The 15,625-nt window shown below is 66.2% G+C and carries 10 protein-coding genes; 7 read left to right on the plus strand and 3 right to left on the minus strand.

Annotation, left to right across the window (positions count from 1 at the left end; translation table 11 throughout):
• Position 1: 1 nt before the first annotated feature.
• The 3 genes from V3596_RS12145 to V3596_RS12155 all read right to left on the minus strand — a co-directional run bounded on the left by V3596_RS12145 (position 2) and on the right by V3596_RS12155 (position 4,494).
• Positions 2–1,048 (minus strand): YCF48-related protein, encoded by a 1,047-nt coding sequence (locus tag V3596_RS12145; RefSeq protein WP_334278017.1) that lies wholly within the window; start codon positions 1,046–1,048, stop codon positions 2–4.
• A gap of 108 nt (positions 1,049–1,156) precedes the next feature.
• Positions 1,157–2,521, minus strand: a complete 1,365-nt coding sequence (locus V3596_RS12150) for a DUF1329 domain-containing protein (RefSeq protein ID WP_334278018.1) — start codon at positions 2,519–2,521, stop codon at positions 1,157–1,159.
• A gap of 11 nt (positions 2,522–2,532) precedes the next feature.
• Positions 2,533–4,494, minus strand: coding sequence for a DUF1302 domain-containing protein (locus tag V3596_RS12155; RefSeq protein ID WP_334278019.1), 1,962 nt, complete (start codon positions 4,492–4,494; stop codon positions 2,533–2,535).
• Between the two features lie 106 nt (positions 4,495–4,600).
• Between V3596_RS12155 and V3596_RS12160 the strand changes: the two genes are divergently transcribed.
• From V3596_RS12160 to V3596_RS12190, 7 genes are all read left to right on the plus strand, one after another.
• Positions 4,601–5,584 carry a helix-turn-helix domain-containing protein gene (locus V3596_RS12160; RefSeq protein ID WP_334278020.1) on the plus strand — a complete coding sequence of 328 codons (984 nt, stop codon included), beginning with the start codon at positions 4,601–4,603 and terminating at the stop codon, positions 5,582–5,584.
• Positions 5,585–5,712: 128 nt separating this feature from the next.
• Complete coding sequence (locus tag V3596_RS12165; RefSeq protein WP_334278021.1) at positions 5,713–6,513, plus strand: cyclase family protein; 801 nt, start codon at positions 5,713–5,715, stop codon at positions 6,511–6,513.
• Positions 6,514–6,547: 34 nt separating this feature from the next.
• On the plus strand, positions 6,548–8,116 hold the full coding sequence (locus tag V3596_RS12170; RefSeq protein WP_334278022.1) for an AMP-binding protein: 1,569 nt from the start codon (positions 6,548–6,550) through the stop codon (positions 8,114–8,116).
• A 44-nt stretch (positions 8,117–8,160) separates the two neighbouring features.
• Positions 8,161–9,399 (plus strand): thiolase family protein, encoded by a 1,239-nt coding sequence (locus V3596_RS12175; protein WP_334278023.1) that lies wholly within the window; start codon positions 8,161–8,163, stop codon positions 9,397–9,399.
• Positions 9,396–10,265 carry an SMP-30/gluconolactonase/LRE family protein gene (locus V3596_RS12180; RefSeq protein ID WP_334278024.1) on the plus strand — a complete coding sequence of 290 codons (870 nt, stop codon included), beginning with the start codon at positions 9,396–9,398 and terminating at the stop codon, positions 10,263–10,265. The genes V3596_RS12175 and V3596_RS12180 overlap by 4 nt, the downstream gene beginning before the upstream one ends.
• Positions 10,266–10,403: 138 nt before the next feature.
• The gene (locus tag V3596_RS12185) at positions 10,404–13,313 is read left to right on the plus strand and encodes a bifunctional diguanylate cyclase/phosphodiesterase (protein WP_334278025.1); all 2,910 of its coding nucleotides are present in this window, start codon (positions 10,404–10,406) and stop codon (positions 13,311–13,313) included.
• A gap of 79 nt (positions 13,314–13,392) precedes the next feature.
• Positions 13,393–15,099 (plus strand): sensor domain-containing diguanylate cyclase, encoded by a 1,707-nt coding sequence (locus V3596_RS12190; protein WP_334278026.1) that lies wholly within the window; start codon positions 13,393–13,395, stop codon positions 15,097–15,099.
• Positions 15,100–15,625 lie beyond the last annotated feature (526 nt).

Genomic DNA, 15,625 nt, shown 5'->3' on the forward strand with positions numbered 1-15,625 from the left:
TTCAGTTGCTCGGCAGAGGGATGCTGCGCAGGCCGCGGGGACCGCCCAGCACCAGGCGAGCGGACGTGGCGGCGATGGCGGCAACGGGCAGGGTCTCCTTCAGAGGCACGCGATGGAAGCTGGCGCCGCCGTCGCGGCTGCGCGCCAGCGCGCCGCTCTGGTCGGCCAGCCACAGCGTGCCGTCGGCGCTCCGGGCCGCGGTGGTGATGCTGGCCGCCAGACCCGTGCTGACGATGTGCCATTGCCGGCCACCATCGCGGCTCAGCCGTGCATTGCCGCGCATGCCATGAGCCAGCAGGGCATCGCCGGTGTCGAGCAGGCCGAAGAAGCTGCCCTTGTAGCCGGTGTCTAGGGCCACGAAGCGCTGCGCCTTCGCGTCCAGCCGCATCAGCAGGCCGGACTCGCCCGCGATGTAGAGCGTGCCGCCCTGCGGGCGGATCGCATAGAGGTTGAGCAGGCGTGGGTTGTCGGTGCGCTCGAACCAGGGGGTCCAGGTCTTGCCACCGTCGCGGGTCTGGAAGATCAGGTTGTAGGCGCCGACGACGAAGCCCTCGTCGGCGCTCGTGAAGTGCAAGTCCAGGAAGGGCTTGTCGGGGCCGGCCGCGAGATTGCGCTCAGCCTCGCCGAGCAGGGCCTCGCGTGTGGCCGAGGCGGGCAGGGCCTTCAGGTGCTCGAGCAGCAACAGGTTGGCGCGGCGCCCGTCCAGCAGCGGCTGCCAGGTAGCACCACCATCGTTGGAGCCCACCACCACGCCGTCATGGCCTACGGCATAGCCGCGCCGGCCGTCGACGAATTGCACGGCCGTCAGGTCCGACGACAGCGGCACGTTCGCCTGCGTCCAGTGCTGGCCGGCGTCGTCGCTCCAGGCGATATGGCCGCGCTGGCCGGCCGCGACCAGGCGCTCTGGGCCCGCTGCGGCGATGCCGGTGATCAGCCGCTGCTTCAGCAGGGCCGTGGCGCGCGCGGGGCGCTCCAGCGGATCGGCGGCACTGCCAAGGCTGATTGAGAGCATGCAGCAGGCGATGAACTGGTGTGGCTTCATGGGCATGGGGTGGGGCGTGACCCGGACGAGAGAGAGGAGAGAGACAGCAAGAGACCGGGCCACGCCCCGAAACGGGACAGGGTGGGGAGGACGCGCCGGCCCTCCCCGCGAGCGTCAGCGGATGCCCTGACCGGCCAACTGCTCGGCCGACCAGAAGGTGTCCGGCGGCAGCTCGCTAAGGTAGCGGATGCCGCCGTACTCGCCGACCAGGCCGGGCACCGAATAGACGCCGGCGTTGAAGTCATAGAAGCCTTGGGTGTCGACCCACTGGGCCGGTACGTCGTAGCTGAACGAGGAGAACGAGAAGCCGGCGCGGTAGAGCTGGCCACGGGCGTCGTACTCGTCCGAGGCCACGGCCACCCAGCTGTCCTCATCGATGTAGAAGACGCGCTTGCTGTACACATGGCGCTTGCCCGGCTTGAGCGTGGCCTCGACCACCCAGACCCGGTGCTGCTCCCAGCGCACCACGTCGGGGTTGATGTGATTGGGCGTGGCCACCTCGGCGGGCTTGGCCCAGTAGGTCATCTTGTAGTTGCCGTAGGGCACGATCATCTCCTTCTTGCCCACGAGCTTGAAGTCGAAGCGGTCCATCGCGCCGTTGAACACCGAGGCGTCGTCGTAGGTGCTGGCGCCGGCCGTGCCGGGGTTGGGCGTGTCGTAGGCGATGTCGGGTGCCAGGCGCACGCGGCGCTGCCCCGGCAGGTACAGCCAGGCGCGGCGCCCCTGCTTCAGCGGGTTGGCCGAGTCCCACACGATCATGGCCTCGCCCTTGCGGCGCGCCGGGGCGGCGTAGTTGAACTTGAGCAGCCAGAAGGGTTCGGTGTCGTTGATGACGCCGCTGCGCTTCGCGTCGGTGGTCGGCCAGGCGTAGGTGGCTTCGCCGGTGGTGGCCAGCGAGGCGCGGCCCGAGGCGTCGACATTCCAAGTGTCGAACTTGGTGTTGAAGCCCAGGCCCCGGTAGTTCAGCAGGTGGTTCCACATCACCTCGTTGCCGTTCTTGGGGATGGGGAAGGGATAGCCGGCCAGCATGTTCTCGGTGCCCAGACCTTCGGCCGTGAGGCGGGTGCCGGTGGCGTTCTTGCGCGTGTTCTCGGCAATGTGCTTGGGCACATACACCGGCCGGTGCGTGGGGTATACGTCGACCCGCATGGTGGCATGGCGCTTGAGCAGCTCCTTGGTGCCCTCGGTCAGCTTGTCGGCATGCGCGCCCATGTCCTTGCCGGTGATCACCAGGCGCGGCTTCTCGTCGGCATAGGGGTCGACACGCTTGTTGCTGCCAGGCTGGAACTTGGCCGGCGGCATGGTCATGCCGCCTGTCCACTCGGGAATGGTGCCGTCCTTGTTGCCGGCCTTCTCGGCGCCGGTCGGGGTCAGCGTGGTGCCGAGCTGGCGGGCCTCTTCGGGCGAGACGGCTGCGAAGGCCGCGCCGGCCTGCAGCAGGGTGATGGCCAGGGCCATCGTGGTTTTCATCTTGAGCATGGCGGGGTTCCTTAGAAGCTGGCCTTGAGCGTGAGCGAGATCCAGCCGCGGTCGCTGATGGACGCGCTGGAGCCGTTGAAGACCGTGGCGGCGCCATTGGCCGGGTTGGTCGAGTAGTCGCCGTAGTAGCGCAGGTAGGACAGGTTGGCCGTGTAGGCCTGCTGCAGCGTGGCCGCCAGGCCCAGGCTCCAGCTGCCCGCACCACGGTTGCCGCCGAAGGTGGTGGCCGCATTGCCGCCAATGCCCTGGTTCCAGGAGATCGGGGCGCTCAGGTCCACGCCTGGCAGCACCTGGTACCAGGTGGGCGAGAAGTTGATCGCCAGGCCCCAGTAGCGCTTGCTCGGCTTGTCGATGGCCGTGTAGGCGTCGCGGCCCTTGTAGACCGCGGCGTTCTGCGTCACCTCGCTGACCTGCATCCAGGTCAGCTCGGCGGCGATCGAGGCGGTGTCGAACAGCGGTGTGCTCGGCACGACATAGGTGCCGTTGACGAGGCCATGCCAGGTCGTGCCGCGCGCGCCCGGCGCGTCGCCGTTGGCCGGGATCGCGGTGGTGGCAATGGCGCCCGCGGTGCTGGCGGTCAGCGCGGCTGGGAGCACGGTCACCGCATCGCTGACCAGGGGCATGTTGCGTCGCTGCGAGAGTTCCGCGCCCACCGAGACGCCCGCGATGTTCTTCGAGAGGCTGACGGCCAGCATCTGGATGTCCTTGCCGTAGGACGTGCGGTAGAGGCCCGCCTTGCCGTACTTCTGCAGGTCGGCCACCGTGGTGGCCGCGGTGTTGACGAGGCAGGTGGTCGGCGCCAGCGCGGTGCCGCCCAGGGCAGTGCAGGTGGCTGCGGGCACCGTGGCCACGCCCGGCATCAGCATCAGCTGCGGCAGCACGTCGGTGCTGTTGCGGAAGTAGAGGCCTGCGGTTCCGTCCAGCCATGCCGGATTCCACCGCGCCGAAACGCCGTAGTCATGGCGGTTGCCATAGCTCGAGGGCTTGATCGCCTGCGCATTCCACATGCGCAGCGCGGCCGGCGCGCCGGGGATCAGGGCGGCGAACGGGTTGGGGCCGGTGATCAGCGAGTCGCCGCCGAACACAAGCATGTCGGTGCCTGACAGATAACTGCCGGACTCGGGCGAGCGCACAGCCTGCCAGTTGTAGAACCACTGCGCGGCCAGTGACAGGTCCTGCGTCGGCTGCATCTGCAGGCTCAGCGCGCCGCGTGGGCGGATGAACTCCTTGGCCTCGGCGCCCGGTGTGGCCTGCAGCTTCCAGGCGTCCACCGAATTCTGGCCATAGGCAATGCCATGCAGCAGGCCGCCCAGCAGCAGGCCTTCGCCCCAGTAGGCCGTGTGCTGGCCCAGGCGGACGTTCAACGGCATGTCGCCGGCCTTGAGGTTCGCGAACAAGAACCAGTCCAGCATCTCGCCCGAGAAGCCCTTGCCGAAGCGCTGCGTGTAGGTGCTCAGCTGGCCGGCCACCGGCAGCCCGCCCTGCAGGGTGTTGGCACTGGCGGTGCTGGTGTTGTCCAGGCTTCGATAGGCCGCGTCGTACCAGCCGGCGGCGCTCAGGCGCAAGCCGGCCCTGCGCTTCCAGGTCACGTCGAATTCGGACAGCACGTCGATCCGGTTGGTGACGATCGAGCCCTTGGCGAAATTGCGGTCACCGTCGTCGGCATTCGCATTGCCGAGGATGGCCGCATCGGCCTTCTGCAGGCGCTGGCCGAGGTTGTAGCGCAGCGTGTGGTCCCAGTTGATCGTGAGATCGGCATTGCCGGTTTCGATGCTGGCGGCCTGCGCAAGCGTGGCGCCGCAGCACAGGGCCGCAGCCGCGAGGCCGGGCAGGGACCGCCGGAGGCGGCGGTGCGAGGGTGTGGTTTGTCTCTGGCCCATATTCTTTTCCTCGTTGACGAGGTCCTTGTCGATGGTGGCGTTTGCATGCACGACCGCACGCCCATGGGCTGTTGGTACGATCCGGGACAGCATCAAGGTCTGCCTGGATTGCGCCAACGGCCGCACCGGCGGCAACGTGGCGCGAGTCTCGGTTCGTGGCTGGTGCAGCGTCTATCGGAAATCCGCAAAGCCCAACGTCGTGACTCCCATCGCTCCCCAGCCCCCCAGCGCCGTGATCGTTCAGGAATTCACGGACCCGACCGATGCGAACTCGGGCGTGGAGCTGCTGGCCGTCGATGCGGTGCAGCTGCAGCTGAGCCCCTTGCGCGCGCGACGCGTCGTCGTGCAGTTGGGCGGCTCCACCGTGGTCTTCCATGCCAGCAATCTGCGCATGCGCACGCGCACGGCGGTGCACCGCGGCCACCTGGCCTACGTCTGTTTCGGCGAGGACACGCAAGGCTCGGTCAACGGCGTGGCGGTGCGGCCCGATCGGCTGCTGGCGGTGGCGCCCGAGACCGAGGTCGGCTTCGTCGCCGATGCCGGCTGGCAGAGCATCGCGGTGCTGCTGGCGCCCGAGAGCATCGAGACGCACCTGCGCGCGCGTCAACGTATGGACGAGTACCGGCTGCCGCGCCAGGTCGAGACGCTGCAGGCCGATGCGCTCGCGCTGCGCCAGCTGTTCGACTGGGGCATGCGGCTGGTCGAGACGGCCCAGGCCGATCCCGAGCTGTTCAACGGCAGCCAGGATGAACGCGATGCGGCCCATGCCGAGCTGATCGAGCTGCTGCTGACCGCGCTGCGCAGCTCGATCGACAGCGAGCCGGCGCGCACCGAGTTGACTCGCCAGGCTCAGAGCCGTGCGGTCAAGCTGGCGGAGGACCACGCCATGGCAAACATCGGCGAGCGGGTCTATGTGTCGGACCTGTGCAAGGTCGCCCATGTCAGCGAGCGTGCGCTGGAATATGCGTTCAAGCAGGTGATGGGGCTGACCCCGGTGGCCTACCTGGCGCGGCTGCGCCTGCACCGGGTGCGTGATGCCCTGTTGAATGCGCCGCCGGGCAGCGCCACGGTCTCCGAGATCGCGTTGCTGTGGGGCTTCTGGCATTTTGGCGAGTTCGCCAAGGCCTACAAAGACGTGTTCGACGAGCTGCCCTCGGACACGCTGCGCCGCCGCGGTGCCTGATTCCTGACCGCGCTGCGGGGTTCTCCGCAGCTTGCGGAAATCCGATAGACCTCGGCCGGTCCGCGCCGGGACACTGCGTCGCCATACCCATGGGACCCCTCGGTTCCTGCAGCGACAAAGGACGCCCGATGACACGCCTGATCGACCTCACCGCGACCTTGGACCCCGACAACCGGACCAAGCTTCCACCCCACCTCGCGGCTGCGGCCGGCGTGGTGGCGCCGGCGATCGAGTACATGCATCCGGCCGAGGCCAAAGGGCGCGACGAGTTCTGCCGCTACCTCGGTTGCCGCCATGAGGACATGCCTTACGGCGAGGGCTGGGGCGCCGAGATGCTCAGCGACATGTCCTCGCATTGCGGCACCCACGTTGATGCGCCCTTGCACAGCGGCTCCGCCAGCGGCGGCGCGCCGGCGCGCACCATCACTGACATCGGCCTGGAAGAGCTGTTCCGGCCCGGCCTGGTGCTGGACGTGCGCCCGTGGGCCCGGCCGGCGCTGGAGATCACCGTCGAGATGCTGGAGTCGGCCATGCAGGCCGCCGGGCGGCGCGTTCAGCCGGGTGACGCGGTGCTGATCCGCACCGGCCAGGAGCGCTATACGCTGAGCGATCCGGAGTTCTTCCTGCAGCCCGGCATGAGCCGCGCCTCCACGCTTCACCTGACCCAGCTGGGCGCGACCATCCTCGGCACCGATGCCGTGGGCTGGGACCTGCCGTTCGGCGTGATGGCCCGCCGCTTCAAGGAGGGCGGCGACCCCACCGTGCTGTGGGATGGCCACAAGGCCATCGTCGAGCGCGAGGCCTTCATCGTCCAGCAATTGACCAACCTCGGCGCCCTGCCAGCCAGCGGCTTCATGGTCGGTTTCTTCCCGATCAAGCTGGCGCGCTGCAGTGCCGCACCGGCCCGCGTGGTCGCCTTCGTCGACTGAGCCGCCGTTCTCCACCCCCAAAGCTTCAGACACCATGGCCATCATCGACTTCTTCGACCGCGGCTGGCGCATCAACCCGCAGGGCGCCGCCTACATTCAGGACGACCGCGTCTACAGCTTCGACGAGGTCGGCACACTGAGCTGCCGCATCGCCCATGCGCTGCTCGCGGCCGGCCTGAAAAAGGAAACCAAGGGCGCCGTCTGGGCGCTCAACGACACCACGGCCTGGGCATGCGCGCTGGGCCTGTGGCGCGCCAACCTGTGCTGGCTGCCCGTGGGCGCTCGCAACAGTGCCGAAGAGAACCAGTACGTGCTGGACCGCTTCGACTGCGAGGTGCTGTTCTTCCAGCACTACTTCTCGCCCACGGTCGCCGCGCTACAGCCCTTGCTGCCCAAGGTACGTCACTGGATCTGCATTGACGGCGAGGCGCCCGAGGTGGCCGGCGCCGTGTCGCTCCACGCATGGACCGCCAAGCAGCCGAGCAGCAAGCCGCATGTGGCCGTGGATCTGGACGACGTGGTGGCGCTGTCGCCCACCGGCGGCACGACCGGCGTGCCCAAGGGCGTGATGAATACGCACCGCAGCCTGCAGACGCTGGTGGCGCAGTACATGATGGCCTGCCCCTACGACGACGCGCAGCGGCCGGTGAACCTGGCGGCTGCGCCGATGACGCACACCTCGGGCGTGTTGTCGCTGCCCACCACGGCGCGTGGCGGCAGCGTGGTGATCCTCTCCAAGCCGGACCCGGCGTTAATGCTGGCGGCTATCCCGAGGCATCGCGTCACCGAGATCTTCCTGCCGCCCACCGTGATCTACCGGCTGCTGGACATCCCCGACCTAGCCAAGAAGATCGACTTCTCCTCCCTTCGCTACTTCTCGTACGGCGCGGCACCGATGTCCGTCGAGAAGCTGAAGCAGGCGATCAAGGTGTTCGGCCCGGTGATGATGGGCGGCTACGGCCAGACCGAAGCACCGGGTTCGATCTCCTACCTGCCACCGTCCGAGCATCTGGTCGATGGCCAGCTGGCGCCGGACCAGCGCCTTGCCTCCGTGGGCCGGCCCAACCCGCTGATCCAGGTCGAGATCCTGGACGATGAGGGGCGAATCCTCGAGCGCGGCGAGACCGGAGAGATCTGCGTGCGCGGCGACCTGGTGATGAAGGGCTACTACAAGGAGCCCGAGAAGACCGCCGAGACCATCGTCGACGGCTGGCTGCACACGGGCGACGTGGGCAGCATCGACGACGAGGGCTACCTGCACATCACCGACCGCAAGAAGGACATGATCATCTCGGGCGGCTTCAACGTCTATCCGAGCCAGGTCGAACAGGTGATCTGGTCTCACCCGGCGGTGCGCGACTGCGCAGTGGTCGGCGTGCCCGATGCGCAATGGGGCGAGGCGGTCAAGGCGGTGGTGGAGCTGAACGAGGGCCACAGCGTCGGTGCCGAGGAGCTGATCGAGCTGTGCAAGCGCAAGCTCGGCAGCGTGATGGCTCCGAAGAGCGTTGACATCGTCGAGGCGCTGCCTCGCAGCCCAGTCGGCAAGGTGCTGAAGAAGGACCTGCGCGCGACGTACTGGAAAGACCAGGACCGCAAGATCTGAAGCGGCCCGCGGCGACCTCCCCACACCCTGACAAGAGAACTCCCATGAGCAACATCTACATCGCCGGCATCGCCATGACCGTGTTCGGCCGCCACCCCGAGCGCAGCCTGGAAGACCTGGCCGCCGAGGCCCTGCGGGGCGCGCTGAAGGACGCCGGCTGCAGCATTGAGCAGCTGGACACCGCTTACTACGCGGGCATCACGAACGGCCCGCTGCAGGGTCAGTTCGCCATCCCCGGCCAGGTCGTGATGAGCAAGATCGGCATCTCCCAGATCCCGATCTTCAACATCGACAACGGCTGCGCCGCCGGCAGCTCGGCCGTGCACCTGGCGATCCAGTCGCTGAAGGCCGGCAGCGCCGACGTGGCCCTGGCCCTGGGCTGCGAGAAGATGAACATCCCCGACAAGCTGCGCGCCCTGACCGTCATGGAAGCCGGCTGGGACGTGGCCCGCGCCGAGCAGAACTACGAGACGCTGATCAAGATGGGCGAGGGCATCGAGGTGCCCGAAGGCTCGGAGTCCGACAAGCCCTACAGCAAGTTCATGGCCATCTACGCCGCCATGTGCCGCCTGCACATGAAGACCTTCGGCACCACGCAGCGCCAGATCGCCGCCGTAGCGGCCAAGAACCATGCGCACTCGGTGCTCAACCCTTTCTCGCAGTTCCGCAAGAGCTTCAGCATTGAGCAGATCCTGGCGGCGCCGCCGATCACCTACCCGCTGACGCTGCCGATGTGTGCGCCGCTGTCGGACGGCTCGGCCGCCGTCATCCTGTGCACCGAGGCCGGCCTCAAGCGCATCGGCGCCGACCGCTCGCGCTGCATCAAGGTCGCGGCCAGCGTGGTGCGCAGCTTCAGCAACCGCAGCCACACACAACCCGAGCTGCACATCGGCCGCCTGGCCGCCCGGCAGGCCTATGAAATCGCCGGCCTCGGCCCGCAGGACATGCAGGTGGCCGAGGTGCACGACGCCGCGGCCATGGGCGAAATCATCCAGGCCGAGAACCTCGGCTTCGTGCCGCTGGGCGAAGGCGGTCCGGCGGCCGAGCGAGGCGACTTCACGCTCGGCGGGCGCATCCCGATCAATGTGTCCGGCGGCCTGGAGTCCAAGGGTCATCCACTGGGCGCCACCGGCATCGGCCAGCTGTTTGAGTTGGTGACCCAGCTGCGCGGCGAGGCCGGCGAGCGCCAGGTGCATGGCGCTCGCCATGCGATCCAGGAGAACGGCGGCGGCATGGTCGGTGTGGAAGAAGCCGCCGTCGCCATCCACATCCTCAGCAAATGAGCGGCGCGGCGATCCGGACCCTGGTCGGGATTGGCCAGGGCCTGCACTTTGCGGAGAGCCCGCGCTGGCATGAAGGCCGCCTCTGGTTCCTCGACATCCATGGCCAGGCCATCAGGCATGTGGACCTGTCGGGGCGCCTGGAAACGGCACTCGAGCTGCCGTTCAAGCCCAACGGCTTCGGCTTTCGCCGTGACGGCAGCATCCTGGTGGGCGCTGCGTTGCAGCGCCAGGTCTACCGCTGGGACGGCCAGTTCCTGCAGCAGCTGGCCGACATCGGCGCGCTGACCTGCTTCTGTCTGAGCGACGGCATCGTTGATGAACACGACCGTCTCTACGTCGGCGATATCGGCTACAACTTCTGGAACCCGGAGCTCCAGCCTGTCGACACCTGCGTGATCGCCTGCGTGGCGGGCGACGGGCAGGTGCGGCTGGCAGCCGGCGGCCTGCATTTCCCCAACGGCATGGCGATCACGCCGGACGGGCGGACCCTGATCGTTGCGGAGTGCATGGGCCACCGCCTGACTGCCTTCGATATCGATGACGAAGGAGCGCTCTCGAATCGCCGCCTCTATGCGCCGCTGCCTGCCGACGTGCATCCGGACGGCATCGCCCTGGATGCCGAAGGCGCGGTCTGGCTGGCCAACCCCGAGGGTCGCGACGCGGTACTGCGGGTGCGGCCGGGCGGCGAGATCGTCGAGCGCATTGCCCTGGACTCGCAGGCCTACGCCGTGGCGCTCGGCGGGCCCGAGGGCCGGCATCTGTTCATCTGCGCCTCGGACTCGCACGATCCGGCGCAGGTCATGCAGGCGCCCAGCGCGACGGTGCGGATGATGGAAGTGCCGGTGGGCGCAGCACGAGCGCGCTGAGCCGGCTCTCGAATGGGCTGGCGTCGCGCAAGCTGGCCCTACCCGGCGCGTCAAGAATCCCCTACAGCCGGCGGCTGTCCTGCTTTCTACAGTGGCTTCATCCGCTGGCTCCGATCCGGCGCGCTGCCCCGCCGAACCATGAACAAGCCTGCTCTCACCGCTCCTGCCTTCGATGCCAACCAGGCGGCCTGGCACCAGGCCCGGTGGATCTGCGGGGCTGCGGCTGCCTTGATGGTCGGCGCGTTGGCGCTGCCACGCATCAGCCTGTTCGCACAGCGGCCGGCTGATCATGCCTCGGTCCACCTGCTGCTTGAGATGTTCGCCGTCGTGGTCTCGGTGATGGTGGCATCAATGGCCTGGCATGCCGCAGGTCGGCAGGGTGCCGGGAAGCCAAAGCTGCTGCTGTATGGATTCACCGTGGTCGCCGGTGTAGACCTCTTCCACGCCATCAGCTTTGATGGCATGCCATCGCTGCTGAGCGATGCCGGTACGGCCAAGGCGATCTTCTTCTGGCTGTGTGGGAGGACCATCGAGGTCGTGACCGTGCTGCTCGTGGCAGCGCGGCTCGAACCTCCGGGCCGGCGCGGCGTCTGGCTGGCACTCGCCGTGCTCACCATTGCAGTGCTGTTCTTGGTCGGGACGTTTCGGCTGGACGCGCTGCCCACGATCTTCGTGGTCGGGACCGGTGTGACGCCCTTCAAGGCACGGCTTGAATACGTCTTGCTTGCGGCAAACCTGGCTGCCGGGGCGTGGCTTTTCTTGCGCAGCCGCAGCGAGGAGCAGCCCCGGCTGATCTGGCTCGCCACGGCCTGCGTGGTGACCGGCATCGGCGAGCTGGCCTTCACCACCTATGTGGCGACCTCGGACTTCCTGAATCTCTTCGGACACTTGTACAAGCTGCTGTCCTACAGCCTCATCTACCGGGCTGTTTTCTACAGCAGCGTGCAGGAACCCTATGCGCTGCTGGAGCGCGCCGAGCAGTTGCTGCAAAAGCGCAATCAGGAGCTCGACGCCATCCTCAAGAACGTGCCGGTGACCATCGTGCAGCTCGACCGAGAACTGCGCCTGAGCTATGCCAACCCGGCCTACGCCAGCCAGGTCGGCCTTGGCGTCGTGGTCTGCGAGGGACGCTCGCTGTTCGAGTCCATGCGTCCGGAGTGGATTCCGCACGTCAAGCCCTTCATCGAACAGGCCATGGCCGGCCGCCGAGCCGAGTTCGATTTCGAGGTGATCTCGGCGGCAGGCCACCCGGAGAACATCTGGGCCACCATCGTGCCCGAGCACAGCCAGGGGCCAGAGGTTGACGGCGTGCTGGCGATCTTCAAGGACAACACCGAACGTGACCGTGCGCGCCGCTTGCTCGCCGAATCGATGCACGAGATCAGCGAGCTCAAGGCCGCGCTGGATGCGCATGCCATCGTGGCTGTGACCGATGCCCGCGGCGTGATCACGCGCGTCAACGACAAGTTCTGCACCATCTCCAAGTATCCGCGTGGCGAGCTTGTCGGCAGCACGCACCGGCTGATCAATTCCGGCCACCATCCCAAGAGCTTCTTCGTCGACCTCTGGAAGACGATCTCGTCGGGCCAGGTTTGGAATGGCGAGATCTGCAACCGGGCCAAGGACGGCTCTCTGTACTGGGTACACACGACGATCGTGCCCTTCATCGGTGGCCAGGGGCTGCCGGTGCAATACATCGCCATCAGGGCCGACATCACCGAGCGCAAGAGGGCCGAGCAGAGTGCGCAGCGCATGGCGCTCTACGATGCCCTGACCGGCTTGCCCAACCGGCGCCTGATGAGTGATCGCCTGCATCAGGCACTGGCTGCCTCGGCGCGCGATGGTCAACATGGGGCGCTGCTGCTGCTCGACCTCGATCATTTCAAGCAGGTCAACGACTCACTGGGCCACGACCAGGGCGACGAGATGCTGCGCCAGGTGGCCAGACGCCTGCAGGCCAGCACGCGCCAGATCGACACGGTGGCCCGGATGGGGGGCGACGAGTTCGTGATCGTGCTTGGGGATCTGAGCGCGGATGCCGCCGTGGCAACGGCGTTGGCGGGAAGCATTGCCGACAAGGTCCGCAAAGCGGTCAACGAGCCCTATCAGCTCAACGGCATGCAGGTTGACAGCTCGCCCAGCATCGGGATGCTGATCTTCCGCGGTGACAGCCTGTCGGAAGAGGAGCTGCTGAAGCGTGCCGACATGGCGCTGTACCAAGCCAAGGAACTGGGGCGCGATCGCAAGTGCTTCTTTGATCCGGCCCACCAGGCACAGAACCTCGAGCGCATCCAGCTTCTGCATGAACTGAAGCAAGCCCTGCCAAATGAGCAGCTGCGCCTGCATTACCAGCCTGTGGTGGAGTCAAACGGCCAGGTCCTGGGCTACGAGGCACTCCTGCGTTGGCAACACCCTGGCCGTGGCATGGTGTCCCCGGCGGAATTCATTCCGCTGGCCGAACAGTCGGGCCTGATCTTCGTCATCGGCAAGTGGGTGCTGGAGCAGGCCTGCAAGCAGCTGGCCGAATGGCGTGGCGAGCCCGGCATGGACGCCCTGACGCTGGCGGTCAACGTCAGCGCGCGCCAATTCAAGGATCCGCAGTTTGTCGACTGCGTTGAGGCGGCCCTGCGGGACAGCGGTGCGAGTCCCACATTGCTCTGGATCGAGCTGACCGAGAGCATGCTGCACAGCGACATCGATGAAACCATCGCCAAGATGGCCAGGCTCAAGCGCCTGGGTGTGCGGTTCTCGCTTGACGACTTCGGCACCGGCTATTCATCGCTGAGCTACCTCAGCCGCATGCCCATCGACCAGCTCAAGATCGACCGCAGCTTTGTGCGAGACATCACCTGCAATCCCAATGCTGCCTCCATCGCAAGCACCATCATCTCCTTGGCAAGCAGCATGAACCTGGACGTCATCGCCGAGGGCGTGGAAAGCGCCGAGCAGTTCAATCTGCTGAAGCAGTTGGGGTGCCAGGCTTTCCAGGGCTACTTTTTCGGCAAGCCCACAGCAGTACTGATGCGCAGTGTCTGCGCCATGAAATGAGCGAAAGCATGCAGCGCGCAGATCTGTTTGCAACTTTCGAGAAGATGCGGGCCTCTGCGGTCTGAAGGGACAACTGATCATGCGCCCCGACCTCCGTCGTTTTCGAATCAAGTCATTGGTGATGCTGGTTTTCAGCGGCCTTGCGCTGGTTCTCTGGCTGCCGATCTATGTCTATATCAACCACGGGTACGTCAAGCAGCTGGTGAATGACCGGGGTGAGGCGATGCACGACCTCGCGTCAGCAGTCGCTGCGGTACTTGGCGACAACCTTCATGAGCGCAAGCGTGAGCTCAGCCTGCTGGCACAGAGCCCATACTTTCGCAACGCGCCGCTGGGCGCGCGCGAGCTCAGGCAGCACCTTGAACGCATCCAGAAGTCCTATCCGCACTATGTCTGGCTTGGCGTCGTTGATACCGAGGGCATCGTGAGGTCCTCGACTGGCGACTTGCTCCGTGGCGTCAGCGTGCGCCACCGGCCCTGGTTCGATCGAGGCAAGGAGCAAACGGTCGCGGGCGACCTGCATGAAGCAATGCTGCTGGCTCCGCTGCTCGGCATTGAGAAGGACAGCGAGGGAGCTCACCTGATCGATTTCGCCGCTCCATTGCTTGACGAGCAGGGGCGCTTGCGCGGTGTACTCGGCGCCCACGCGGATTGGGGATGGGCCACCGATGTCGTCAAGGTTCTCTATCCTGCCGGCATTGCAAGGTCGCAGGTCGAGGTCCTGATCGTGAATCGCGAGAACCGCGTCATCCATCCGCACCGGTACAACAGCCCTCTGCAGATTCCAGTCACGTTTCCCTTGGATCAGAACTTCGCTGTCGCTCGCGGGCAGGATGGCAAGGACTATCTGAACAGTTCGGCGGAGGTTCGGGACGATGAACCCGGGCGCTCGCTGGGTTGGCGCGTCATCGTCCAGCAGCCGTGTGAACGGGCCCTCGCCGACGTCGCGGCACTGCAGCGAGCCATGGTGGCCTCGATCCTGTTAACGACGCTGGTATTCGTGGGGCTGGTTTGGTGGGGATCAGGCCGCATTACGCGGCCATTGAGGCTGCTGGCCTCGCAGGCGCGCAAGATCGAGCAAGGCGAAGTCTCAGTTCCGCCAGTGACGGAGGCGCTCACGGTGGAAGTGCATGACTTGGCCGAAGCGCTGCGCGGCATGGCTGGCACTCTGCTTGATCAGCGGCGTGACTTGGCCGACAACAATCTGCGACTGGAGCGTCTGGTAGCCGAGCGGACCCGGGCCCTGGAGATCGCGAACGAGGAGCTGAGCCAGATCGCCCGACAGGATCCGCTGACAGGCCTGCCCAACCGGCGGGCCGCCGACGAACGCCTGCGCAGCGAGTTCGTGCGCATGAAGCGCTCCCTGATGGGCTATGCGGTCTTGATGGTCGACATCGACAACTTCAAGCGAATCAACGACAGGCATGGTCATGCCGAGGGCGATCGTGTGCTGAGCGGGGTCGCGAATCTGCTGGCGGTCTCGCTGCGCGAGAGCGACTTTGTGGCCCGTTTTGGCGGCGAGGAGTTTCTGGTCGTGCTGCCAGACACCGATCTGTCGACGGCCACCTGCGTCGCAGAGAAACTCCGCGAGGCTGCGGAGGTGGCGGAAGACCCGCATGTGGGGCGGGTCACCATGAGTATCGGCCTGGCCATGGCCTCCCCGGCCCATGTCGACGAGCGCGAGGTGCTGCGCCTGGCTGATGCATGCCTTTACGCCGCAAAAGCGTCCGGACGGAATTCGGTCGTCAGCGACTCCTTGTCTGCTGGCCACGTCGGCAACAGCTGATGTCAGTTCAAGTGGCTCGATCACGAGCCAGTGAGCAATGCAATCAAACCGTGAGAACCAGCACTACGACCCGTTTTCGACTGAACACCTGCGAAAAATCTTTGAACCCAAGAGCTACCTGGCTCACAACCGGGCAGCTGACTACTTTTGGGGGCCGTTGATCGGTCTGCACCTTGGAACACGACTCAAGGAGATCGTGACGCTTCGCCTGGATGCAATCGAACGGCATGTTGAGACAGGCGTCTGGTACATGTCGACCTTTGCACATACGGATCTCCACACGAGCCTGATTTCAATGCAAAACGTAATGACTTCAATGCACCCAGTCATGAACTCAATACAACTGACCGTGCCAAGGTTCGTGCAAGCGCCCCTGACGCCTCAACAGGTACACTTGAGGGTGACACCAGCCAGAGACCATGTGGCACCCCTGCGCATGGTCGTAAGCTGTTGATTTACAGACGCTTTCGTCGTTCAAACGAGGTTTTGGTGTCGCTTCCCTGAAGCGCCACCAAACAAAGTCTTT

Source organism: Roseateles microcysteis (genome assembly GCF_036880965.1).
GTDB lineage: Bacteria > Pseudomonadota > Gammaproteobacteria > Burkholderiales > Burkholderiaceae_C > JAUASW01.

Coding starts and splice junctions, on each gene's coding strand:
- V3596_RS12190 (WP_334278026.1), top strand. CDS start 13,393: ATGCGCCCCGACCTCCGTCGTTTTCGAATCAAGTCATTGGTGATGCTG.
- V3596_RS12150 (WP_334278018.1), bottom strand. CDS start 2,521: ATGCTCAAGATGAAAACCACGATGGCCCTGGCCATCACCCTGCTGCAG.
- V3596_RS12155 (WP_334278019.1), bottom strand. CDS start 4,494: ATGCTGTCCCGGATCGTACCAACAGCCCATGGGCGTGCGGTCGTGCAT.
- V3596_RS12165 (WP_334278021.1), top strand. CDS start 5,713: ATGACACGCCTGATCGACCTCACCGCGACCTTGGACCCCGACAACCGG.
- V3596_RS12175 (WP_334278023.1), top strand. CDS start 8,161: ATGAGCAACATCTACATCGCCGGCATCGCCATGACCGTGTTCGGCCGC.
- V3596_RS12145 (WP_334278017.1), bottom strand. CDS start 1,048: ATGCCCATGAAGCCACACCAGTTCATCGCCTGCTGCATGCTCTCAATC.
- V3596_RS12170 (WP_334278022.1), top strand. CDS start 6,548: ATGGCCATCATCGACTTCTTCGACCGCGGCTGGCGCATCAACCCGCAG.
- V3596_RS12180 (WP_334278024.1), top strand. CDS start 9,396: ATGAGCGGCGCGGCGATCCGGACCCTGGTCGGGATTGGCCAGGGCCTG.
- V3596_RS12185 (WP_334278025.1), top strand. CDS start 10,404: ATGAACAAGCCTGCTCTCACCGCTCCTGCCTTCGATGCCAACCAGGCG.